General features: G+C 57.7%; 20 protein-coding genes. 18 read left to right on the top strand and 2 right to left on the bottom strand.

All coding sequences use genetic code 11. From position 1 onward, the window contains the following. Positions 1 to 45: 45 nt before the first annotated feature. Positions 46 to 1,221 (bottom strand): 3-demethoxyubiquinol 3-hydroxylase, encoded by a 1,176-nt coding sequence (ubiF, locus tag AACV31_RS14555; RefSeq protein WP_165153335.1) that lies wholly within the window; start codon positions 1,219 to 1,221, stop codon positions 46 to 48. A 145-nt stretch (positions 1,222 to 1,366) separates the two neighbouring features. Between ubiF and miaB the strand changes: the two genes are divergently transcribed. The 9 genes from miaB to AACV31_RS14510 all read left to right on the top strand — a co-directional run bounded on the left by miaB (position 1,367) and on the right by AACV31_RS14510 (position 10,613). Then, a complete protein-coding gene (miaB, locus tag AACV31_RS14550) occupies positions 1,367 to 2,791 on the top strand; it encodes a tRNA (N6-isopentenyl adenosine(37)-C2)-methylthiotransferase MiaB (protein ID WP_007768099.1) in 1,425 nt (474 codons plus the stop codon). A gap of 204 nt (positions 2,792 to 2,995) precedes the next feature. Next, positions 2,996 to 4,057 (top strand): PhoH family protein, encoded by a 1,062-nt coding sequence (locus AACV31_RS14545; RefSeq protein ID WP_041923329.1) that lies wholly within the window; start codon positions 2,996 to 2,998, stop codon positions 4,055 to 4,057. After that, on the top strand, positions 4,054 to 4,521 hold the full coding sequence (ybeY, locus tag AACV31_RS14540) for an rRNA maturation RNase YbeY (RefSeq protein WP_165153333.1): 468 nt from the start codon (positions 4,054 to 4,056) through the stop codon (positions 4,519 to 4,521). The genes AACV31_RS14545 and ybeY overlap by 4 nt, the downstream gene beginning before the upstream one ends. Before the next feature lie 102 nt (positions 4,522 to 4,623). Next, complete coding sequence (corC, locus tag AACV31_RS14535) at positions 4,624 to 5,499, top strand: CNNM family magnesium/cobalt transport protein CorC (protein ID WP_007699505.1); 876 nt, start codon at positions 4,624 to 4,626, stop codon at positions 5,497 to 5,499. Between the two features lie 4 nt (positions 5,500 to 5,503). Beyond that, entirely contained in the window at positions 5,504 to 7,045 is a 1,542-nt protein-coding gene (gene lnt, locus AACV31_RS14530; RefSeq protein WP_165153331.1) for an apolipoprotein N-acyltransferase, read from the top strand. 361 nt (positions 7,046 to 7,406) lie between these two features. Beyond that, positions 7,407 to 8,312, top strand: a complete 906-nt coding sequence (locus AACV31_RS14525) for an amino acid ABC transporter substrate-binding protein (protein ID WP_007768087.1) — start codon at positions 7,407 to 7,409, stop codon at positions 8,310 to 8,312. 161 nt (positions 8,313 to 8,473) lie between these two features. Further along, a complete protein-coding gene (locus AACV31_RS14520) occupies positions 8,474 to 9,214 on the top strand; it encodes an amino acid ABC transporter permease (RefSeq protein WP_007768084.1) in 741 nt (246 codons plus the stop codon). Next, positions 9,214 to 9,888: a glutamate/aspartate ABC transporter permease GltK gene (gene gltK / locus AACV31_RS14515; RefSeq protein WP_105538050.1), complete on the top strand. Its 675-nt coding sequence runs from the start codon at positions 9,214 to 9,216 to the stop codon at positions 9,886 to 9,888. Before AACV31_RS14520 ends, gltK begins: the two co-directional genes overlap by 1 nt. Further along, on the top strand, positions 9,888 to 10,613 hold the full coding sequence (locus tag AACV31_RS14510; RefSeq protein WP_007768080.1) for an amino acid ABC transporter ATP-binding protein: 726 nt from the start codon (positions 9,888 to 9,890) through the stop codon (positions 10,611 to 10,613). Before gltK ends, AACV31_RS14510 begins: the two co-directional genes overlap by 1 nt. 44 nt (positions 10,614 to 10,657) lie before the next feature. Here the strand turns inward: AACV31_RS14510 and AACV31_RS14505 are convergent, their stop codons facing one another. Continuing rightward, complete coding sequence (locus tag AACV31_RS14505) at positions 10,658 to 11,140, bottom strand: zinc ribbon-containing protein (RefSeq protein ID WP_075199096.1); 483 nt, start codon at positions 11,138 to 11,140, stop codon at positions 10,658 to 10,660. A 227-nt stretch (positions 11,141 to 11,367) separates the two neighbouring features. On the opposite strand from AACV31_RS14505, the gene leuS reads away from it, so the two are divergent. From leuS to mrdB, 9 genes are all read left to right on the top strand, one after another. After that, positions 11,368 to 13,950 carry a leucine--tRNA ligase gene (gene leuS / locus AACV31_RS14500; RefSeq protein ID WP_165153329.1) on the top strand — a complete coding sequence of 861 codons (2,583 nt, stop codon included), beginning with the start codon at positions 11,368 to 11,370 and terminating at the stop codon, positions 13,948 to 13,950. Positions 13,951 to 13,964: 14 nt separating this feature from the next. Further along, positions 13,965 to 14,561, top strand: a complete 597-nt coding sequence (gene lptE / locus AACV31_RS14495; RefSeq protein ID WP_105581049.1) for an LPS assembly lipoprotein LptE — start codon at positions 13,965 to 13,967, stop codon at positions 14,559 to 14,561. Then, positions 14,561 to 15,592, top strand: a complete 1,032-nt coding sequence (gene holA, locus AACV31_RS14490) for a DNA polymerase III subunit delta (RefSeq protein ID WP_015740514.1) — start codon at positions 14,561 to 14,563, stop codon at positions 15,590 to 15,592. The genes lptE and holA overlap by 1 nt, the downstream gene beginning before the upstream one ends. Continuing rightward, positions 15,585 to 16,244, top strand: coding sequence for a nicotinate-nucleotide adenylyltransferase (gene nadD / locus AACV31_RS14485; protein ID WP_165153327.1), 660 nt, complete (start codon positions 15,585 to 15,587; stop codon positions 16,242 to 16,244). Before holA ends, nadD begins: the two co-directional genes overlap by 8 nt. A gap of 15 nt (positions 16,245 to 16,259) precedes the next feature. Further along, entirely contained in the window at positions 16,260 to 16,880 is a 621-nt protein-coding gene (locus AACV31_RS14480) for an adenosylcobalamin/alpha-ribazole phosphatase (RefSeq protein WP_165153325.1), read from the top strand. Between the two features lie 243 nt (positions 16,881 to 17,123). Then, positions 17,124 to 17,441, top strand: a complete 318-nt coding sequence (gene rsfS, locus AACV31_RS14475; RefSeq protein WP_007768055.1) for a ribosome silencing factor — start codon at positions 17,124 to 17,126, stop codon at positions 17,439 to 17,441. 3 nt (positions 17,442 to 17,444) lie between these two features. Next, a complete protein-coding gene (gene rlmH / locus AACV31_RS14470; protein ID WP_015740511.1) occupies positions 17,445 to 17,912 on the top strand; it encodes a 23S rRNA (pseudouridine(1915)-N(3))-methyltransferase RlmH in 468 nt (155 codons plus the stop codon). Between the two features lie 25 nt (positions 17,913 to 17,937). Further along, positions 17,938 to 19,839 (top strand): peptidoglycan DD-transpeptidase MrdA, encoded by a 1,902-nt coding sequence (gene mrdA, locus AACV31_RS14465; protein ID WP_015740510.1) that lies wholly within the window; start codon positions 17,938 to 17,940, stop codon positions 19,837 to 19,839. A gap of 1 nt (position 19,840) precedes the next feature. Further along, positions 19,841 to 20,953 (top strand): peptidoglycan glycosyltransferase MrdB, encoded by a 1,113-nt coding sequence (mrdB, locus tag AACV31_RS14460; protein WP_075199091.1) that lies wholly within the window; start codon positions 19,841 to 19,843, stop codon positions 20,951 to 20,953. The last annotated feature ends 8 nt before the right edge of the window (positions 20,954 to 20,961 follow it).

Genomic DNA, 20,961 nt, shown 5'->3' with positions numbered 1-20,961 from the left:
TCGTCTCCCATTCGTTACACCCATTAGCATGTTGTAACTAAGGCATTATAATCCGAGCGCATACCGCAGCGCCTGACGCTTCAGGACGCCTGAGCGCTGGGCGGCGATAAGCCCTAAATTGCGCAGCACGCGCAGCGGTTTCAGCTTCGCGGTAAACCCGGCATGGAAGAGATCCATACCGCTTTGCATCAGCAGGTTATCCGGCATGCGGCGGCGCTGGTAGCGCTTCAGTACTGCGCCAGAGGCCCAGTCTTCCGCTGCATTGCGCGCATCGATCACCACCTTCAGCAGCGCATCGACATCGCGATAGCCGAGATTGACCCCCTGCCCCGCCAGCGGATGAATGGTATGCGCGGCATCGCCTATCAGCGCGACGCCTGGCGACACATAACGCAGCGCATGACGGCGCACCAGCGGAAACGCGCCACAGGCGACTGGCGTCACGCGGCCAAGCCGGGCCGGAAACGCCGCCGCGATTTCATGGCCGAGCTGCGTCATGTTCATCGCCTGAAGCTGACGGACGCGCGCCGGACGGTCATACCAGACCAGCGACGCCCGGTTATCAAAGAGCGGCAAAAACGCATGCGGCCCGTTGGGGGTAAAGTGCTGCCAGGTGCTGTCGCCAGGCGGCTGTTCGCATTCCACGCTGATAAGCAAGCATGACTGCTGATACTGCCAGGCGTTAACGCCGATGCCTGCCCATTTGCGTACCTGCGAACTCGCCCCGTCAGCGCCGACAACCAGACGCGCCTGCACCGTGTCGCCATTATCGAACTTCAGTTCGTGGCCATTTTGCGATGGCGTCATCTGAGTGAGCGTCGCCGGACACAGCAACATGACCGCCGGATGCGCCTCCAGCGCCTCCCACAGCGCGCGTTGCAGCACGCTGTTTTCCACCATATAACCAAGTTCGGGCAGTTGCAGTTCATCAGCGCTGAACTCAACCCGCGCTTCGTTCCACTCCCAGGTTTCGAGGCGGCGATAAGGATGCGCGCGCATCTCCAGCACCCGTTGCCAGACACCCAGCCCGCGCAGCAGATCCACCGACGCGCAGCTGATCGAGGAGATCCGCACGTCCGGCGGATTTTGCGGCGAAAACGGCGGCGGCGCGGCATGCTCCACGACGGCCACCCGAAAACCATTTTGCGCAAGGCCAAGCGCGGCGGCGGCGCCTACCATGCCACCGCCGACGACGGCGACTTCAATGGGTTGATTTGTCATGGTCATTTTATCCTTAAGCAATCTCCCTTCAGTTTACCGGATTTTTCGCCGCCTGACGTCTTTGCCTCGCCACTGGTCACGAACCCGTCAAAGCATTACAATACGCGGCCAAAATGAGTGGCTTTAACTGAGCAATGGCAAGTCAATGACAAAAAAACTCCATATTAAAACCTGGGGCTGTCAGATGAACGAGTACGATTCATCGAAGATGGCCGATCTGCTGGAAACCACGCACGGCTTTACGCTGACCGACGTGGCGGAAGAAGCAGATATTCTGCTGCTGAATACCTGCTCGATCCGCGAGAAGGCACAGGAGAAGGTTTTCCATCAGTTAGGTCGCTGGAAAACGTTAAAGGAAAAGAACCCGGATGTGATTATCGGCGTGGGCGGCTGTGTGGCGTCCCAGGAAGGTGACCATATTCGCGATCGCGCCCGCTACGTCGACATCATTTTCGGGCCTCAGACCCTGCACCGCCTGCCGGAAATGATCAATCAGGTGAAAGGCACCCGCAGCCCGGTCGTGGACATCAGCTTCCCGGAAATCGAAAAATTCGATCGTCTGCCTGAACCGCGCGCGGATGGCCCGACGGCGTTCGTTTCCATCATGGAAGGCTGCAACAAATACTGTACCTATTGCGTGGTTCCTTATACCCGCGGTGAAGAAGTCAGCCGTCCGGGCGATGACATCGTCCTGGAAATCGCGCAGCTCGCCGCCCAGGGCGTGCGTGAAGTCAACCTGCTGGGGCAGAACGTGAACGCCTGGCGCGGTGAAAACTATGACGGCACCACCGGCACGTTCGCCGACCTGCTGCGTCTGGTCGCGGCTATTGACGGCATCGACCGCATCCGCTTCACCACCAGCCACCCGATCGAATTTACCGATGACATCATCGAAGTGTATCGAGACACGCCGGAGCTGGTGAGCTTCCTGCATCTGCCGGTACAAAGCGGCTCCGACCGCGTGCTGAACATGATGGGCCGCACCCACACTGCGCTGGAATATAAAGCCATTATCCGCAAGCTGCGCGCCGCGCGTCCGGATATCCAGATTAGCTCCGATTTCATCGTCGGCTTCCCTGGCGAAACCCAGCAGGATTTCGAGCAGACCATGAAGCTGATTGCCGACGTGAATTTCGACATGAGTTACAGCTTTATTTTCTCCGCCCGTCCAGGCACCCCCGCCGCCGATATGGTGGACGACGTGCCGGAAGAAGAGAAAAAGCAGCGTCTGTATATCCTTCAGGAGCGCATCAACCAGCAGGCGATGGCGTGGAGCCGCCGTATGCTCGGCACCACTCAGCGCATTCTGGTGGAAGGCACGTCGCGTAAGAGCATCATGGAGCTCTCGGGGCGCACCGAAAACAACCGCGTGGTGAACTTCGAAGGCACGCCGGAGATGGTCGGTAAATTTGTCGATGTGGAAATCACCGAAGTGTTCCCGAACTCGCTGCGCGGCAAGGTTATCCGCACCGAGGAAGAGATGGGCCTGCGCGTGGTGGAATCACCGGAATCGATTATCGCCCGCACCCGTAAAGAAAACGAACTCGGCGTCGGGATTTTCCAGCCATAATCTGCTCTCTCACGTATGCCGCCCCGGCGCGGCATACGCTTATTTTTACACCATCCGTGCTTGTATTCTGAAGGCGTCACCCAAATATCCGGGTTGTCGCTTGCGCCTTTTTCCCTCGCCGTGAATAATTTCTCTCAGGCCCTGAGAAAATCAGCAGGCATTTTTATTCACCTTAACTGGCCCTGAGTGACCAAGAGGACAAGTTTGAATATCGAAACTCGTGAATTTACGCTGGAACCGGCAGACAACGCTCGTCTGCTTAGCCTCTGTGGACCCTTTGATGACAACATCAAACAGCTTGAACGCCGCCTCGGTATCGAAATCGCCCGTCGCGACAACCACTTTAAACTGACCGGCCGCACCCTTTGCGTCAGCGCGGCGGCGGATATTCTGCGTAACCTTTACGTCGATACCGCGCCAATGCGCGGCGAAATCAAAGAGATCGAGCCGGAACAAATTCATCTGGCCATTAAAGAATTCCGCGTGCTGGAGCAGAGCGCCGAAAGCGTGCCGGAGTACGGCAAAGCGGTCAATATCAAGACCAAACGCGGCGTGATTAAACCGCGCACGCCAAATCAGGCGCAGTACATCGCGAATATTCTCGATCACGATATCACCTTCGGTATTGGCCCTGCCGGTACGGGTAAAACGTATCTCGCGGTTGCGGCCGCCGTGGACGCGCTGGAGCGCCAGGAGATCCGTCGTATTCTGCTGACGCGTCCGGCGGTGGAAGCCGGTGAAAAACTGGGCTTCCTGCCAGGCGATCTTAGCCAGAAAGTCGACCCGTACCTGCGCCCGCTGTATGACGCGCTGTTTGAGATGCTCGGCTTTGAGCGCGTGGAAAAGCTCATGGAGCGCAACGTGATTGAAGTCGCGCCGCTGGCGTACATGCGCGGCCGTACGCTTAACGATGCGTTCATCATTCTGGATGAGAGCCAGAACACCACCATCGAACAGATGAAGATGTTCCTGACCCGCATCGGCTTTAACTCCAAAGCGGTTATCACGGGCGACGTCACGCAGATTGACCTGCCGAGAAACCTGAAATCCGGCCTGCGCCACGCCATTGAAGTGCTCTCGGAAGTCGAAGAGATCAGCTTTAACTTCTTCCATAGCGAAGACGTGGTGCGTCACCCGGTGGTTGCGCGTATCGTTACCGCCTATGAAGCGTGGGAAGAAGCGGACCAGAAACGGAAAGCCGAACAGGCCGCCGAACGTAAACGTGAAGCCCAGGCGCTGGCCGCCGGCGCGCAGGAGAGTAAATGAGCCAGGTTATCCTTGATTTGCAGGTGGCCTGCGAAGACACCGCCGGTTTGCCGGACGAGGCGCAGTTTCAGACATGGCTGAATGCCGTCGTGCCGCAATTTCAGGAAGAATCAGAAGTCACGGTGCGTCTGGTGGATGAAGCGGAAAGTCATGACTTAAATCTGACTTATCGTGGTATGGACAAACCCACCAACGTGTTGTCGTTTCCGTTCGAAGCGCCGCCTGGCATCGAGATGCCGCTGCTTGGCGATCTGATCATCTGTCGTCAGGTGGTCGAGCGCGAAGCGCGTGAACAGGAAAAGCCGCTGGCAGCCCACTGGGCGCACATGGTGGTGCATGGCAGCCTGCATCTTTTGGGTTATGACCATATCGCGGATGACGAAGCCGAAGAAATGGAAGGCATCGAAACCGAGATAATGCTTGCCCTGGGCTTTGACGATCCGTACATTGCCGAGAAAGCGTAATCTGTGCGGCGCTCCGTTGCCGCCAGTGATTTCTACCGCCGCGGCGTGTCTTTTCCGCCGCGAGCGATACATCAACCAACATGAGAACCCTGAACTAACGCCATGAGCGACGACAACTCACACAGTAGCGACTCACTTAATAAAAAGGGATTTTTCTCCCTCCTCTTAAGCCAGCTGTTCCACGGTGAACCGAAAAACCGTGACGAACTGCTTGAGCTTATCCGTGATTCCGAGCAAAACGAGCTTATCGACCAGGATACGCGCGACATGCTCGAAGGGGTAATGGATATCGCCGACCAGCGCGTTCGCGACATCATGATCCCCCGCTCTCAGATGGTCACCCTGAAACGCAACCAGAGCATCGATGAATGTCTCGACGTCATTATCGAATCGGCGCATTCGCGTTTTCCGGTGATCAGCGAAGATAAAGATCACATTGAAGGGATTTTGATGGCCAAGGATCTGCTGCCGTTTATGCGCAGCGATGCCGAAGCCTTCAGCATGGATAAAGTGCTGCGCCCGGCGGTTGTCGTGCCGGAAAGCAAACGGGTTGACCGGATGCTGAAAGAGTTCCGCTCCCAGCGTTATCACATGGCTATCGTGATTGACGAATTCGGCGGCGTATCCGGGCTCGTGACTATCGAAGATATTCTGGAGCTCATCGTCGGCGAAATCGAAGATGAATACGACGACGAAGAAGATATCGATTTCCGTCAGCTCAGCCGCCACACCTGGACCGTGCGCGCGCTGGCGTCCATTGAAGATTTTAACGACACCTTCGGCACCCAGTTCAGCGATGAAGAAGTCGACACCATCGGCGGTCTGGTGATGCAGGCATTCGGTCATCTGCCTGCGCGCGGAGAAACCATCGACATTGATGGTTACCAGTTTAAAGTTGCCATGGCGGACAGCCGTCGTATTATCCAGGTCCACGTCAGAATGCCGGAAAACTCGCCGCAGCCTAAACTGGAAGACTAATGGAATGGCTCTTGCCTCAATGATTGAACGCCAGCGCGTGCGTCTGCTGCTGGCGCTGCTTCTCGGTGCCAGCGGAACGCTGGCCTTTTCCCCTTACGATTTCTGGCCCGCCGCCCTCATTTCACTGATGGGCCTGCAGGGGCTTACCCTTAACCGTCGCCCGATGCAAAGCGCCGGGATCGGCTTCTGCTGGGGGCTTGGTCTCTTCGGCAGCGGCGTGAACTGGGTCTATGTGAGCATCGCCCAGTTCGGCGGAATGCCTGGGCCGGTTAACGTGGCGCTGGTGATTCTCCTCGCCGCGTATCTGTCGCTTTATACCGGTCTGTTCGCTGGCGTGCTGGCGCGTCTGTGGCCGAAAACCAGCTGGCTGCGCATGGCCGTCGCCGCGCCGGTCGTCTGGCATCTGACCGAGTTTTTACGCGGCTGGGTGCTGACAGGCTTCCCGTGGCTGCAATTTGGCTACAGCCAGATTGATGGCCCACTGAAAGGCCTGGCGCCGGTCATGGGCGTTGAAGCCATCACCTTCTTACTGATGGCGGTCAGCGGCCTGCTGGTGCTGGCGGTGGTGCATCGCGCCTGGAAACCCGCCGTCTGCGCGCTCGTGCTGTTCGCGCTGCCCTTCCCGCTGCGCTATATCCAGTGGTATCAGCCGCATGCCGAACGCGCGATAAACGTCGCCCTGGTGCAGGGCAATATCCCGCAGTCGATGAAGTGGGACGAGCGCGAGCTGCTGAATACGCTGCGTATTTATCTTAACGCCACGCGTGAGCAGCTCGGTAAAGCCGGGCTTGTTATCTGGCCGGAATCCGCCATTCCCGATTTAGAGAGCAACCAGCAGCAGTTCCTGCACGATCTCGACACCGTGCTGCGCGATAGCGACGCGACGCTGATAACCGGCGTGGTGGATGCGCGTCTTAACGAGAAAAACCGTTACGACACGTACAACACCATCATTACGCTCGGCGCCAGTACGCCCTACAGCTACAACTCCGCCAATCGCTACCATAAAAATCATCTGGTGCCGTTTGGCGAGTTTGTACCGCTGGAATCGATTCTGCGCCCGCTGGCGCCGTTCTTCGACCTGCCGATGTCTTCCTTTAGCCGCGGTCCATATATGCAGCCTCAGTTGCAGGCGCATGGCATGAAGCTCACGGCGGCTATCTGCTATGAAATCATTCTCGGCGAACAGGTGCGCGATAACTTCCGCCCGGATACCGACTTCCTGCTGACTATCTCGAATGACGCCTGGTTTGGCCACTCTATCGGTCCGTGGCAGCATTTCCAGATGGCGCGCATGCGTGCGCTGGAGCTGGCGCGTCCGCTGCTGCGCAGCACCAATAACGGCGTTACGGCCGTCATTGATGCCAACGGCGACGTTCAGGCGATTATCCCGCAGTTCACCCGCGAGGTGTTAAACGCCGCTGTCACGCCCACCAGCGGGCTTACGCCGTATGCCCGCTTTGGCAATGCCACAATCTGGATAATCGTCGCGCTGGGTGGTTTTGTCTCTGTGCTGATGAGCCTCGGCAGGCGCAGACGTTCATAACTTACCGCTACATTCCTGCTAAAAAGGTCAGCTATGCTGGCCTTTTTCTTTTCTGGCACACGCTTTGCTTTAGTTAATCCAATGATTTAGCTGAAACGCCTTATCGGGCGACGCAGGCGTGTCATATGCACCAGCAGCGATCTTTTGCGGCACCACTTTAGTGCAACACCGCATTTTTGCCTCCAATTGGTGCGGCGCGCTTCGCAAAAATAAACAAATTCACAGCAAATTATTTACATCCAGCCAGGCTAAATGGTACCAACACGGTACTAACGCTGCTGGCGGGACGGCAGGATATAACAACACACATTCACAATTGGGTATCAATGGCGTTTCTGGCGCCGCGATAAAGGAGTTGGATATGCAGTTACGTAAACTGACCGCAGCAATGCTGGTAATGGGTCTGAGCGCAGGTCTGGCCCATGCGGAAGACGCAAGCGGCGGTCAAAGCACGCTGGATAAAATCAAAGCTAACGGCGTTATCGTCGTCGGCCATCGCGAATCCTCAGTTCCTTTCTCCTATTACGACAACCAGCAAAAAGTGGTCGGCTATTCGCAGGATTACTCCAACGCTATCGTTGAAGCCGTGAAGAAACAGCTCAACAAGCCGGATCTGCAGGTCAAAATGATCCCGATTACGTCGCAGAACCGCATCCCGCTGCTGCAAAACGGCACGTTTGATTTCGAATGCGGCTCCACCACCAATAATCTGGAGCGCCAGAAACAGGCCGCGTTCTCTGATTCCATTTTCGTCGTGGGCACCCGCCTGCTGGTGAAAAAAGGCGGCCCGATTAAAGATTTCCCGGACCTGAAAGGCAAAGCGGTCGTCGTGACCTCCGGCACCACCTCAGAAGTGCTGCTGCATAAGCTTAACGACGAGAAGAAAATGGATATGCGCATCATCAGCGCCAAAGATCACGGCGACTCCTTCCGCACGCTGGAAAGCGGCCGCGCGGTGGCGTTTATGATGGATGACGCCCTGCTGGCGGGCGAACGCGCGAAAGCGAAGAAACAGGATAACTGGGAAATCGTCGGCACGCCGCAATCCAAAGAAGCCTACGGCTGCATGTTGCGTAAAGGCGACGAGTCATTCAAAAAACTGGTAGACGATACTATCGCCCAGGCGCAGACCTCCGGCGAAGCGGCGAAATGGTTTGATAAGTGGTTCAAAAACCCGATTCCGCCGAAAAACCTCAACCTGAACTTCGAGCTTTCCGACGACATGAAAGCCCTGTTCAAAGAGCCTAACGATAAAGCGCTTAACTAATTACAACCATTAAGGGGCGGGTCACCCTGCCCTCATGATTGAAGAAGCAAGCCCGGACAGACTATACGCCGGTTGGCCGTTCCCCAACCGACGCGAACAGAGAGGCTTCTCATCAATCTTAGGGGGTAGCGCTGCTACCCTTCTTTTTTTCGGAGTACGTTATGTCTATAGACTGGAACTGGGGCATCTTTCTGCAGGATGCGCCGTTCGGCAACACCACCTATTTAGGCTGGCTATGGAGTGGCTTCCAGGTAACCGTCGCGCTGTCGATAAGCGCCTGGATAATCGCGTTCCTGGTCGGTTCCCTGTTTGGCATCCTGCGCACCGTGCCTAATCGTTTTCTCTCCGCCCTTGGTACCTGTTACGTCGAGCTTTTCCGCAACGTTCCGCTGATCGTTCAGTTCTTCACCTGGTATCTGGTGGTGCCGGAACTACTGCCGGAAAATCTCGGCATGTGGTTTAAAGCGGAGCTCGATCCTAACGTGCAGTTCTTCCTCTCCTCGATGATCTGCCTCGGGCTCTTTACCGCCGCTCGCGTGTGTGAACAGGTGCGCGCCGCGATCCAGTCGCTGCCGCGCGGCCAGAAAAACGCCGGCCTTGCGATGGGGCTGACGCTGCCGCAAACCTATCGCTACGTACTGCTGCCCAACGCCTACCGCGTGATTGTGCCGCCGATGACCTCCGAGATGATGAACCTGGTGAAAAACTCGGCCATCGCCTCAACCATCGGTCTGGTGGATATGGCGGCGCAGGCAGGCAAACTGCTCGACTACTCCGCTCACGCCTGGGAATCTTTTACGGCCATCACCCTTGCTTATGTGTTTATCAACACAGTCATCATGGTGGTGATGAATCTGGTGGAACGTAAAGTTCGCCTGCCGGGCAATATGGGGAGCAAATAATGTACGAATTTGACTGGGGATCGATTATCCCCTCCATGCCTTATCTGCTGGCAGGGCTGGTGATTACCTTAAAAATCACCGTTACCGCCGTCATCTTCGGTATCGTCTGGGGCACGCTGTTGGCCGTGATGCGGCTTTCCGCATTTAAACCGTTTGCCTGGTTTGCTACCGCTTATGTCAACGTGTTTCGCTCTATTCCGCTGGTCATGGTGCTGTTGTGGTTTTACCTGATTGTGCCGGGGATTCTGCAGGATGTACTGGGGATCTCGCCGAAAACGGACATCCGTTTGATTTCCGCGATGGTGGCGTTCTCGATGTTTGAAGCCGCCTATTATTCGGAAATTATCCGCGCCGGTATTCAGAGCATCTCCCGCGGTCAGTCGAGCGCCGCGCTGGCGCTCGGGATGACGCACTGGCAATCCATGAAGCTGATTATCCTGCCGCAGGCGTTTCGCGCGATGGTGCCGCTGCTGCTCACCCAGGGCATCGTGTTGTTCCAGGATACCTCGCTCGTTTATGTGCTGAGCCTTGCGGATTTCTTCCGCACCGCGTCCACCATCGGCGAGCGCGACGGCACGCAGGTAGAGATGATCCTGTTTGCAGGCGCCGTTTACTTTGTCATTAGTTTAAGTGCATCGCTGTTGGTCAGCTGGCTGAAGAAAAGGACTGTATAATGATTACCCTGAAAAACGTTTCAAAATGGTATGGTCACTTTCAGGTGCTTACCGACTGCTCCACGGCCGTGAAAAAAGGCGAAGTCGTGGTGGTGTGCGGCCCTTCCGGCTCCGGCAAATCGACGCTGATTAAAACCGTCAACGGCCTTGAACCTGTTCAGCAGGGCGAAATCGTCGTCAACGGTACCAGGGTTAACGACAAAAAAACCAATCTGGCCCAGTTGCGCTCCCACGTCGGCATGGTGTTCCAGCATTTCGAGCTGTTCCCGCATCTGTCCATTATTGAAAACCTGACGCTCGCGCAGATCAAAGTGCTTAAGCGCGATAAAGCGGCGGCCCGTGAAAAAGGCCTGAAGCTGCTGGAGCGCGTCGGGCTGTCCGCGCATGCCAATAAATTCCCGTCGCAGCTCTCCGGCGGCCAGCAGCAGCGTGTGGCGATTGCCCGCGCGCTCTGCATGGATCCGGTCGCGATGCTGTTCGACGAACCCACCTCGGCGCTTGATCCGGAAATGATCAATGAAGTGCTGGACGTGATGGTCGAGCTGGCGCAGGAAGGGATGACCATGATGGTGGTCACGCACGAAATGGGCTTTGCGCGTAAAGTCGCGCATCGCGTCATTTTTATGGATGAAGGCAAGATTGTGGAAGACTCGCCGAAAGAAGAGTTCTTCGCTAACCCGAAATCGGAACGCGCGAAAGACTTCCTCGCCAAAATCCTCCACTAAAACCGCACGACAACAGCGCGGGCTTCGGCCCGCGCGTTGTTTTATTAAGGCTCGAACGGCCGACGCTGGAACTGGTTATGGCCGCATTTGGGGCAGACCGGCAGCACTTCCGGCGTGTAAAAGGCCAGATGATGGTGGCAGTTTTCACACACCAGATTGCCAAGACCCACCACCTCGCCGCTGTGATACACGCCGTGATGGTTAAGATCCTGGAACACTTCGCGCCACTCCAGCTGGGTTTTATCGGTGATATCCGCCAGCTCCTGCCAGACGCTCTCTTTGATTACCCGTAAAAAGACGCTGTCCGTCAGCTCGTCCTGGCTTTCTTTATAGCTGCGCGCGAACTCTTCCAGATCGCGCCGCACCGCGCGGGTGACTTCCTCTTCTTCCGTCCGGGTGAGCTCGCCGGTGCGGGCAATGTGCTGTCTCGCACTTTCCACCAGCGCATCGATATCCCGCTCCCCGTTGCGTACGCGTTCGGTGAGCGAGGTCACCAGTTCACGGTAATATTGCGCAACCTTGTTCATCGCCTTTTCCTCCTGGATGGGTAACCTCTTCTTATTGTAGTCGTTAATCCCGCAGCGCTTTGCCAGCCAGCGCACAGGGCCGTGTAAAACCACGCATTTCCTTATTCGCGCCCCCTCGGCTGAAAGGCTGTTGCGCAGCGGTCGAATCGGCTATGCTATGCGGATCTGAAATAACACACGTTAAGGCTACATTTGTAGCTGTATTGAAAACAGGACTACTGGCTGCCATGCAAGAGCAATATCGCCCGGAAGAGATAGAATCCAAAGTACAGCTTCACTGGGAAGAGAAGCGCACGTTTGAAGTGACCGAAGACGAGAGCAAAGAGAAGTATTACTGCCTGTCGATGCTTCCCTATCCTTCTGGCCGACTACACATGGGCCACGTTCGTAACTACACCATCGGCGATGTGATCGCGCGCTACCAGCGCATGCTGGGTAAAAACGTGCTGCAGCCTATCGGCTGGGACGCCTTCGGCCTGCCGGCGGAAGGGGCCGCGGTGAAAAACAACACCGCGCCAGCGCCGTGGACGTACGACAACATCAACTACATGAAGAACCAGCTCAAAATGCTGGGCTTTGGCTATGACTGGAGCCGCGAGCTGGCGACCTGCACGCCGGAATACTATCGCTGGGAACAGCAGTTCTTCACCGAGCTCTACAAAAAAGGGCTGGTGTATAAGAAAACGTCCGCGGTGAACTGGTGCCCGAACGATCAGACCGTGCTGGCCAACGAACAGGTTATCGACGGCTGCTGCTGGCGCTGCGACACCAAAGTCGAGCGCAAAGAGATCCCGCAGTGGTTTATTAAAATCACCGCCTATGCCGACGAGCTGTTAAACGATCTGGATAAGCTCGACCAGTGGCCGGATACCGTTAAAACGATGCAGCGCAACTGGATTGGCCGCTCCGAAGGCGTGGAAATCACCTTCGACGTCCAGAACAGCGACGAAAAGCTGACGGTGTACACCACTCGTCCGGACACCTTTATGGGCGTCACCTATCTGGCCGTTGCGGCGGGTCACCCGCTGGCGCAGGCTGCGGCGGCCGCTAACCCGGCGCTGGGCGATTTCATCGCCGAATGCCGCAACACCAAAGTCGCCGAAGCCGATATGGCGACCATGGAGAAGAAAGGCGTCGACACGGGCATTAAAGCGATTCACCCGCTGACCGGCGAAGCCATTCCGGTATGGGCCGCGAACTTCGTGCTGATGGAATATGGCACCGGCGCCGTCATGGCCGTTCCGGGCCACGACCAGCGCGACTATGAATTCGCGACCAAATACAGCCTGCAGATTAAGCCCGTTATCCTGACCGCAGAAGGCACCGCGCCGGATCTGAGCGAACAAGCGCTCACTGAAAAAGGCGTGCTGTTTAACTCCGGCGAATTTGACGGTCTGGACTTCGAGGCGGCCTTTAACGCGATTGCCGATAAACTCGCCGCCAAAGGCGTGGGCGAGCGTAAAGTGAACTACCGTCTGCGCGACTGGGGCGTATCCCGTCAGCGTTACTGGGGCGCGCCGATCCCGATGGTGACCCTGGAAGACGGCACCGTTATGCCGACGCCTGCCGATCAACTGCCAGTGATCCTGCCGGAAGATGTGGTCATGGACGGTATCACCAGCCCGATCAAAGCAGACCCGGAGTGGGCGAAAACCACCGTTAACGGCCAGCCCGCGCTGCGTGAAACTGACACCTTCGACACCTTTATGGAGTCCTCCTGGTACTACGCGCGCTACACCTGCCCGCAGTACAAAGAAGGTATGCTGGATGAGAAAGCGGCCAACTACTGGCTGCCGGTCGATATTTATATCGGCGGCATCGAGCACGCCATCATGCACCTGCTCTACTTCCGCTTCTTCCACAAACTGATGCGCGACGCGGGCATGGTGAACTCTGACGAGCCAGCGAAACAGCTGCTGTGTCAGGGTATGGTGCTGGCAGACGCGTTCTACTATGTGGGCCAGAACGGCGAACGCAACTGGGTCTCCCCGAAAGACGCCATCGTCGAGCGCGACGAGAAAGGCCGCATCGTGAAAGCGAGCGACGCCGCAGGCCATGAGCTGGTCTACACCGGCATGAGCAAGATGTCGAAGTCCAAAAACAACGGCATCGACCCACAGGAAATGGTGGAGCGTTACGGCGCCGACACCGTGCGTCTGTTCATGATGTTCGCTTCCCCGGCGGATATGACGCTTGAATGGCAGGAGTCCGGCGTGGAAGGCGCAAACCGCTTCCTGAAACGCGTCTGGCGTCTGGTGTACGAGCACACCGCGCCTGGCGACGCCCCGGCGCTCAATGTCGATGCGCTGAATGACGATCAGAAAGCGCTGCGTCGCGACGTTCATAAAACCATCGCGAAAGTGTCCGATGATATCGGCCGCCGCCAGACCTTTAACACCGCTATCGCCGCCATCATGGAGCTGATGAATAAACTGGCGAAAGCGCCGCAGGAAGGTGAGCAGGATCGCGCCTTAATGCGTGAAGCGCTGCTGGCCGTGGTGCGTATGCTCAACCCGTTCACCCCGCACGTCAGCTTTACGCTGTGGCAGGAACTGAAAGGCGAAGGCGACATCGACAACGCGCCGTGGCCGCAGGCTGATGAAAGCGCGATGGTGGAAGACACGACGCTGGTCGTCGTTCAGGTTAACGGTAAAGTGCGCGGTAAAATCACCGTAGCGGCTGACGCGACCGAAGAGCAGGTGCGCGAGCGCGCCGCTCAGGAACATCTGGTGGCGAAATACCTCGCCGGCGTGACCGTGCGTAAAGTGATTTACGTACCGGGTAAACTGCTTAACCTGGTTGTGGGCTAAGCGCAGGAGGAAGCGTGCGACATCTGATTACTCTGTTTGTAGGCCTGGCGGTGATGCTCACCGCCGGTTGTGGCTGGCATCTGCGCAATACCACGCAGGTGCCGGAGCAAATGCATACATTGATTCTTATTTCCGGCGATCCGAACGGTCCGTTAACGCGTGCGGTGCGTAAGCAATTGCGTCTGAACGGCGTCGAGATTATCGAGGCGAGTTCGCTTCGTCAGGACGTACCGTCGCTGCGTATTGGCCGCTCGTCTATTTCCCAGGATACCGCATCGGTCTTCCAGAACGGCCAGACCGCGGAATATCAGATGGTGATGACGGTTAACGCCACTGTGCTGATCCCGGGACATGAAATCTACCCGATTGACGCCCGCGTATACCGCTCGTTCTTTGATAACCCGTTAACGGCGCTGGCGAAGACGGCTGAGCGCAATATCATCGTTCAGGAGATGTATGACAAAGCCGCCGAACAGCTGATCCGTAAGCTGGTGGCGGTTCATACCCGCGATGTCTCGCAAAACCGCGATGCGCCGCAGGCTGCCGCGGCACCTGCCGACGCTGACACGCCGGACAGCGGCCGCGTCTCCACTACCCTCCCCGTTCAGTAATGCTACGGCTTTACCCTGAACAACTCCGCGCGCAGCTCAACGAAGGGCTGCGCGCGGCCTATTTAGTGCTCGGCAACGATCCGCTACTGCTCCAGGAAAGCCAGGACGCCATTCATCAACAGGCGCAGGCGCAGGGGTTTGAAGAGCATCACCGCTTTATTATTGATGTCAGCACCGACTGGCAGGCCATTTTCTCGCTCTGTCAGGCGATGAGCCTGTTCGCAAGCCGTCAGACGCTGCTGCTGGCCTTACCGGATAACGGCCCTAACGCCGCTATCAACGAACAACTCGCCACGCTGGTCAGTCTGCTGCATGACGATTTGCTGCTGATCGTGCGCGGCAACAAGCTCACCAAAGCCCAGGAAAACGCCGCGTGGTTTACCGCGCTGGCCGACCGCGCCGTGCAGATAACCTGCCAGACGCCGGAGCAGGCGCAGCTGCCGCGCTGGGTGGCTAACCGGGCGAAGCAGATGAATCTGCAACTTGACGACGCCGCCTGTCAGCTCCTCTGTTACTGCTACGAAGGCAACCTGCTGGCCCTCGCCCAGGCGCTGGAGCGGCTGTCGCTTATCTGGCCGGACGGCAAACTGACGCTGCCGCGCGTTGAACAGGCAGTTAACGACGCCGCGCACTTTACGCCATTCCACTGGGTCGATGCCCTGCTGGCAGGCAAAAGCAAACGCGCGCTGCATATTCTTCAACAGTTACGTCAGGAAGGCGCCGAGCCGGTGATTCTGCTGCGCACCCTACAGCGCGAACTGCTGACGCTGGTGACGCTAAAACGCCAGTCGGCAACCACGCCGCTGCGCGCGCTCTTTGACCAGCACCGCGTCTGGCAGAACCGCCGCGCCCTGATCACCGAGGCGCTCTCACGTCTGAGCGATGACAGGCTCTGGCAGGCAGTACGCCTGCTGACGCAGTGCGAAATCACGCTCAAGCAGGATTACGGCCAGAACGTCTGGCCGGAGCTGGAGAGTCTCTCGCTGGTGCTGTGCCACAAAGCGCTGGCCGGGGTGTTTATCGATGACTGACAGCATCCCTGCGCTTCAGGCCTGGTATGGCGGCACCTTTGATCCGATTCATTACGGTCATCTGCGCGCCGTGGAAGCGCTCGCCAGAGAGGTAAAACTGACGCAGGTGACGATGCTGCCAAACAATGTGCCGCCGCACCGCCCGCAGCCGGGCGCCAGCAGTCTTCAGCGCAAAGCGATGGTTGAGCTGGCGATCGCCGGTAACTCGCTGTTCCGTCTGGACATCCGGGAACTGCAACGCGCCACGCCCTCCTGGACCAGCGAAACGATGGCGCAGCTGCGCCGCGAAGCGGGCCCGGACGCGCCGCTGGCGTTTATTATCGGGCAGGATTCCCTGCTGACGCTGCGCACGTGGCACAACTACGAAGCGCTGCTGGCGTGCTGCCATCTGCTGGTCTGCCGCCGTCCGGGTTATCCGGTGGCGATGAAAACCGATGAGGACCAGCGCTGGCTAGCGCCCCGTCTTGCCCGCCACGCTGACGAGCTTCACCGCCAGCCCGCCGGGAAAATCTATCTTGCCGACACCCCGCTCTACCCGATTTCCGCGACCGACATCCGCGCGCGCCTGGCGCAACAGCAGCCGTGCGACGACCTGCTGCCGCCCGCGGTGCTGGCATATATCCACCGTCACGCGCTGTATCGCCAGCCGTAACACAAGGGAAAGGTGATGAAACTCTGGCTGGTACGTCACGGACAAACCGAAGCGAACGTCGCAGGTCTCTACAGCGGCCATGCGGAAACCGCGCTGACGCCCGTCGGCGTCTCGCAGGCGCAAGCGGTCGGCGATATGCTCCGCGACGTGGCTTTTGACCGTGTATTGTGCAGCGCGCTGGGCCGCGCGCAACACACCGCCCGCCTTGTTCTCGACGGCCGCCATGAGCGCATCGAAACCGACCCGCGTCTGAACGAGATGTTCTTTGGCGACTGGGAGATGCGCCACCACCGCGATTTACTGCTGGAAGATCCAGAGGCTTATGGCGCCTGGTGCGCAGACTGGCAAAACGCCGTACCCACCAATGGCGAAAGCTTCACCGCGTTTGCCGCGCGGGTGGATACGTTTATTGAGACGCTGAGCGCGCCGCAGGAGGCTGAGAATATCCTTATAGTCAGCCATCAGGGCGTGCTGAGCCTGCTGATTGCCCGCCTGCTCGATATGCCGGGCCGCTCGCTGTGGCATTTCCTGCTGGAGCAGGGGGCATGGAGCCGTGTAGCGCGTTATGACGGCTTCACGCAGTTGCAGACGTTAAACAACCGCGCGCCGTGGCGTCCTTCCGCTGACGCGCGCTGAACCGATTGCGGTTCAGGCATTGACACAACGGGCGATACTGTTATCCTCCGCTGCCAGATATTTCCCGCCGCAAGCCGCCTTTCTGAAATTGTTTTACAAAAATGGCGATGCAAACTCTTGCCTGCGGTGGGATGATAGCCCACTTCTGAGCGCAGCCCGCCCGCATTACGCGCGCTGTACTCGTATCGATTATCCGATGGCGCATCCGGCGTCATCTGAGGTTCACATTCCCAGGGGGAAAACTTGCAGGGTAAAGCACTCCAGGATTTTGTCATTGATAAAATTGACGATCTTAAAGGCCAGGATATTATCGCCATTGATGTTAAGGGCAAATCCAGCATTACAGATTGTATGATTATCTGCACCGGCACCTCCAGCCGTCACGTGATGTCTATCGCCGATCATGTCGTTCAGGAATCCCGCGCGGCGGGCATGATGCCGCTCGGTGTTGAAGGCGAAAACGCCGCCGACTGGATCGTCGTCGATCTCGGCGATGTGATGGTGCACGTCATGCAGGAAGAGAGCCGTCGCCTGTATGAGCTGGAAAAGCTCTGGGGTTAAGGCGTGAAGCTTCAGCTGGTCGCCGTTGGCACAAAAATGCCCGACTGGGTGCAGACAGGTTTCAGCGAATATCTGCGCCGCTTCCCCAAAGATATGCCGTTCGAGCTCGTTGAGATCCCGGCAGGGAAGCGCGGCAAAAACGCCGACATCAAACGCATTCTTGATAAAGAAGGCGAGATGATGCTGGCGGCGGCGGGGAAAAACCGCATCGTGACGCTGGATATTCCGGGACGCCCGTGGGATACGCCGCAGCTGGCCCGCGAGCTTGAGCGCTGGAAACAGGACGGCCGCGATGTCAGCCTGCTTATCGGCGGGCCGGAAGGCCTGTCCGATGCCTGCAAGGCGGCGGCCGAACAGAGCTGGTCGCTTTCCACGCTGACCCTGCCCCATCCGCTGGTACGTGTGATTGTCGCGGAGAGTCTCTACCGCGCCTGGAGTATTACCACCAATCACCCGTATCATCGTGAATAATCACCACAGGTAAGTTAAGCAGCGGATGAAACTCAAGGATTCCTTTCGTGATTATACGGCTGAGTCCGCGCTCTTTGTGCGTCGGGCGCTGGTCGCTTTTGCCGGCATCCTGGTGCTGACCGGGATTCTTATCTTTAATCTCTACCACTTACAGATCCTGCGTTTTAACGACTATCAGACCCGCTCTAACGAAAACCGCATCAAACTGGTGCCTATCCCGCCAAGCCGCGGGATTATCTACGATCGCAACGGTACGCCGCTCGCTCTGAACCGCACTATCTACCAGATAGAAATGATGCCTGAAAAGGTAGACAGCGTGCAGGATACGCTGGAGGCGCTGCGCTCCGTGGTCGATCTTAACGATGACGATATTGCGAACTTTAAAAAAGAGCGCGCGCGTTCACACCGCTTTACGTCCATTCCCGTGAAAACCAACCTGACGGAAGTGCAGGTAGCGCGTTTTGCGGTGAACCAGTACCGCTTCCCCGGCGTGGAAGTTAAAGGCTATAAGCGGCGCTACTATCCCTACGGCGCGGCGCTGACGCACGTGATTGGCTACGTCTCAAAGATTAACGATAAAGACGTCGAACGCCTCGATAAAGACGGTAAGCTCGCCAACTACGCCGCCACGCACGATATCGGCAAGCTTGGTATTGAGCGCTACTACGAAGATGTCCTGCACGGCCAGACCGGTTATGAAGAGGTTGAAGTTAACAACCGCGGGCGCGTCATTCGCCAGCTGAAAGAAGTGCCGCCGCAGGCGGGCCACGACATCTACCTGACGCTCGACCTGAAGCTTCAGACCTATATCGAAACCCTGCTCCAGGGCAGTCGCGCCGCGGTTGTGGTCACTGACCCGCGTACCGGCGGCATCCTGGCGATGGTCTCGATGCCAAGCTATAACCCGAACCTGTTCGTGGATGGTATCTCCAGCAAAGATTACTCCGGCCTGCTCAACGACCCGAACACGCCGCTGATTAACCGCGCCACTCAGGGCGTCTACCCGCCTGCGTCTACCGTGAAGCCGTACGTGGCGGTTTCCGCATTAAGCGCGGGGGTTATCAACCGCAACACGTCGCTGTTCGACCCCGGCTGGTGGCAGTTGCCAGGCTCCGAGAAGCGTTATCGCGACTGGAAAAAATGGGGACACGGGCGGCTTAATGTCACGAAATCACTGGAAGAATCAGCAGATACCTTTTTCTATCAGGTCGCTTACGACATGGGCATCGACCGGCTTTCCGAGTGGATGCGCAAGTTCGGCTACGGCAGCCTGACGGGTATCGATCTCTCCGAAGAGCGCTCCGGCAACATGCCGACGCGCGAATGGAAGATGAAGCGCTTTAAAAAGCCGTGGTATCAGGGCGACACCATTCCGGTCGGCATCGGCCAGGGCTACTGGACCGCCACGCCGGTGCAGATGAACAAAGCCATGATGATCCTGATTAACGACGGCGTGGTGAAAGTGCCGCACCTGCTGATGACCACCGTCGTCAACGGCCAGAAAGTGCCGTGGAGACAGCCGGAACAGCCGCCGGTGGGCGATATTCATTCCGGTTACTGGGAAATCGCTAAAGACGGCATGTATGGCGTCGCCAACCGCGCCAACGGCACCGGACACAAATACTTCGCTGGCGCGCCGTATAAAATCGCCGCGAAATCCGGTACCGCGCAGGTCTTTGGGCTGAAAGCCAACGAAACCTATAACGCGCACCGCATCGCTGAACGTCTGCGCGACCACAAGCTGATGACCGCCTTCGCGCCTTACGATAACCCGCAAGTGGCGGTGGCGATGATCCTGGAGAACGGCGGTGCAGGCCCGGCAGTGGGCACCATCATGCGTCAAATCCTTGACCACATTATGCTCGGGGACAATAACACCGAACTGCCGGCGGAAAACCCCGCCACAGCGGCGGCGGAGGATCGATAAGATGACCGACAATCCGAATAAAAAGTCGTTGTGGGATAAAATTCACCTCGACCCAACCTTGATGCTGATAATCCTGGCGCTCTGTTTTTACAGCGCCATGGTTATCTGGAGCGCCAGCGGCCAGGATATCGGCATGATGGAGCGCAAGATAGGCCAGATCATGATGGGTCTGGTGATTATGATCGTGCTGGCGCAGATCCCGCCGCGCGTCTACGAAGGCTGGGCGCCTTACCTTTATATCGTCTGTATTATTTTGCTGGTGGCGGTAGACGCCTTCGGGGCCATTTCCAAAGGGGCCCAGCGCTGGCTCGATCTCGGCGTGGTGCGTTTCCAGCCCTCGGAAATCGCCAAAATCGCCGTGCCGCTGATGGTGGCGCGCTTTATTAACCGCGACGTCTGCCCGCCAACGCTGAAAAACACGGGCATCGCGCTGGTGCTGATTTTCATGCCGACGCTGCTGGTGGCCGCTCAGCCCGATCTCGGCACCTCAATTCTCATCGCCGCCTCCGGCCTGTTCGTGCTGTTCCTCTCAGGTTTAAGCTGGCGTCTGATCGGTATCGCGGTGGTGCTTATCGCGGCCTTTATTCCCATCCTGTGGTTCTTCCTGATGCACGATTATCAGCGCCAGCGCGTGATGATGCTGCTTGATCCGGAAAGCGATCCGCTGGGCGCGGGCTATCATATTATTCAGTCGAAAATCGCCATCGGCTCAGGGGGACTGCGCGGCAAAGGCTGGCTGCACGGCACCCAGTCGCAGCTGGAATTCCTGCCTGAACGCCATACCGACTTTATCTTCGCGGTACTCGCCGAAGAGCTGGGCCTGGTGGGCGTACTGGTGCTGCTGGCGCTCTATGTGCTGCTGATTATGCGCGGGCTGTGGATCGCCGCGCGCGCTCAGACGACCTTCGGGCGCGTCATGGCGGGCGGCCTGATGCTGATTCTGTTCGTTTATGTGTTTGTGAATATTGGTATGGTGAGTGGTATCTTACCGGTGGTGGGCGTTCCGCTGCCGCTGGTCAGCTACGGGGGCTCCGCCCTGATTGTACTCATGGCAGGGTTTGGCATCGTGATGTCGATCCATACCCACAGGAAAATGTTGTCGAAGAGCGTATAAGAGGTTCG

The organism is Cronobacter sp. EKM101R, from assembly GCF_963888145.1.
GTDB lineage: Bacteria > Pseudomonadota > Gammaproteobacteria > Enterobacterales > Enterobacteriaceae > Cronobacter > Cronobacter turicensis.
Note: the sequence above shows the minus strand (reverse complement) of the source record. Positions and strands in the feature narration are given on the sequence as shown.

Coding starts and splice junctions, on each gene's coding strand:
- ubiF (WP_165153335.1), bottom strand. CDS start 1,221: ATGACAAATCAACCCATTGAAGTCGCCGTCGTCGGCGGTGGCATGGTA.
- miaB (WP_007768099.1), top strand. CDS start 1,367: ATGACAAAAAAACTCCATATTAAAACCTGGGGCTGTCAGATGAACGAG.
- ybeY (WP_165153333.1), top strand. CDS start 4,054: ATGAGCCAGGTTATCCTTGATTTGCAGGTGGCCTGCGAAGACACCGCC.
- corC (WP_007699505.1), top strand. CDS start 4,624: ATGAGCGACGACAACTCACACAGTAGCGACTCACTTAATAAAAAGGGA.
- lnt (WP_165153331.1), top strand. CDS start 5,504: ATGGCTCTTGCCTCAATGATTGAACGCCAGCGCGTGCGTCTGCTGCTG.
- AACV31_RS14525 (WP_007768087.1), top strand. CDS start 7,407: ATGCAGTTACGTAAACTGACCGCAGCAATGCTGGTAATGGGTCTGAGC.
- AACV31_RS14520 (WP_007768084.1), top strand. CDS start 8,474: ATGTCTATAGACTGGAACTGGGGCATCTTTCTGCAGGATGCGCCGTTC.
- gltK (WP_105538050.1), top strand. CDS start 9,214: ATGTACGAATTTGACTGGGGATCGATTATCCCCTCCATGCCTTATCTG.
- AACV31_RS14510 (WP_007768080.1), top strand. CDS start 9,888: ATGATTACCCTGAAAAACGTTTCAAAATGGTATGGTCACTTTCAGGTG.
- AACV31_RS14505 (WP_075199096.1), bottom strand. CDS start 11,140: ATGAACAAGGTTGCGCAATATTACCGTGAACTGGTGACCTCGCTCACC.
- leuS (WP_165153329.1), top strand. CDS start 11,368: ATGCAAGAGCAATATCGCCCGGAAGAGATAGAATCCAAAGTACAGCTT.
- holA (WP_015740514.1), top strand. CDS start 14,561: ATGCTACGGCTTTACCCTGAACAACTCCGCGCGCAGCTCAACGAAGGG.
- nadD (WP_165153327.1), top strand. CDS start 15,585: ATGACTGACAGCATCCCTGCGCTTCAGGCCTGGTATGGCGGCACCTTT.
- AACV31_RS14480 (WP_165153325.1), top strand. CDS start 16,260: ATGAAACTCTGGCTGGTACGTCACGGACAAACCGAAGCGAACGTCGCA.
- mrdA (WP_015740510.1), top strand. CDS start 17,938: ATGAAACTCAAGGATTCCTTTCGTGATTATACGGCTGAGTCCGCGCTC.
- mrdB (WP_075199091.1), top strand. CDS start 19,841: ATGACCGACAATCCGAATAAAAAGTCGTTGTGGGATAAAATTCACCTC.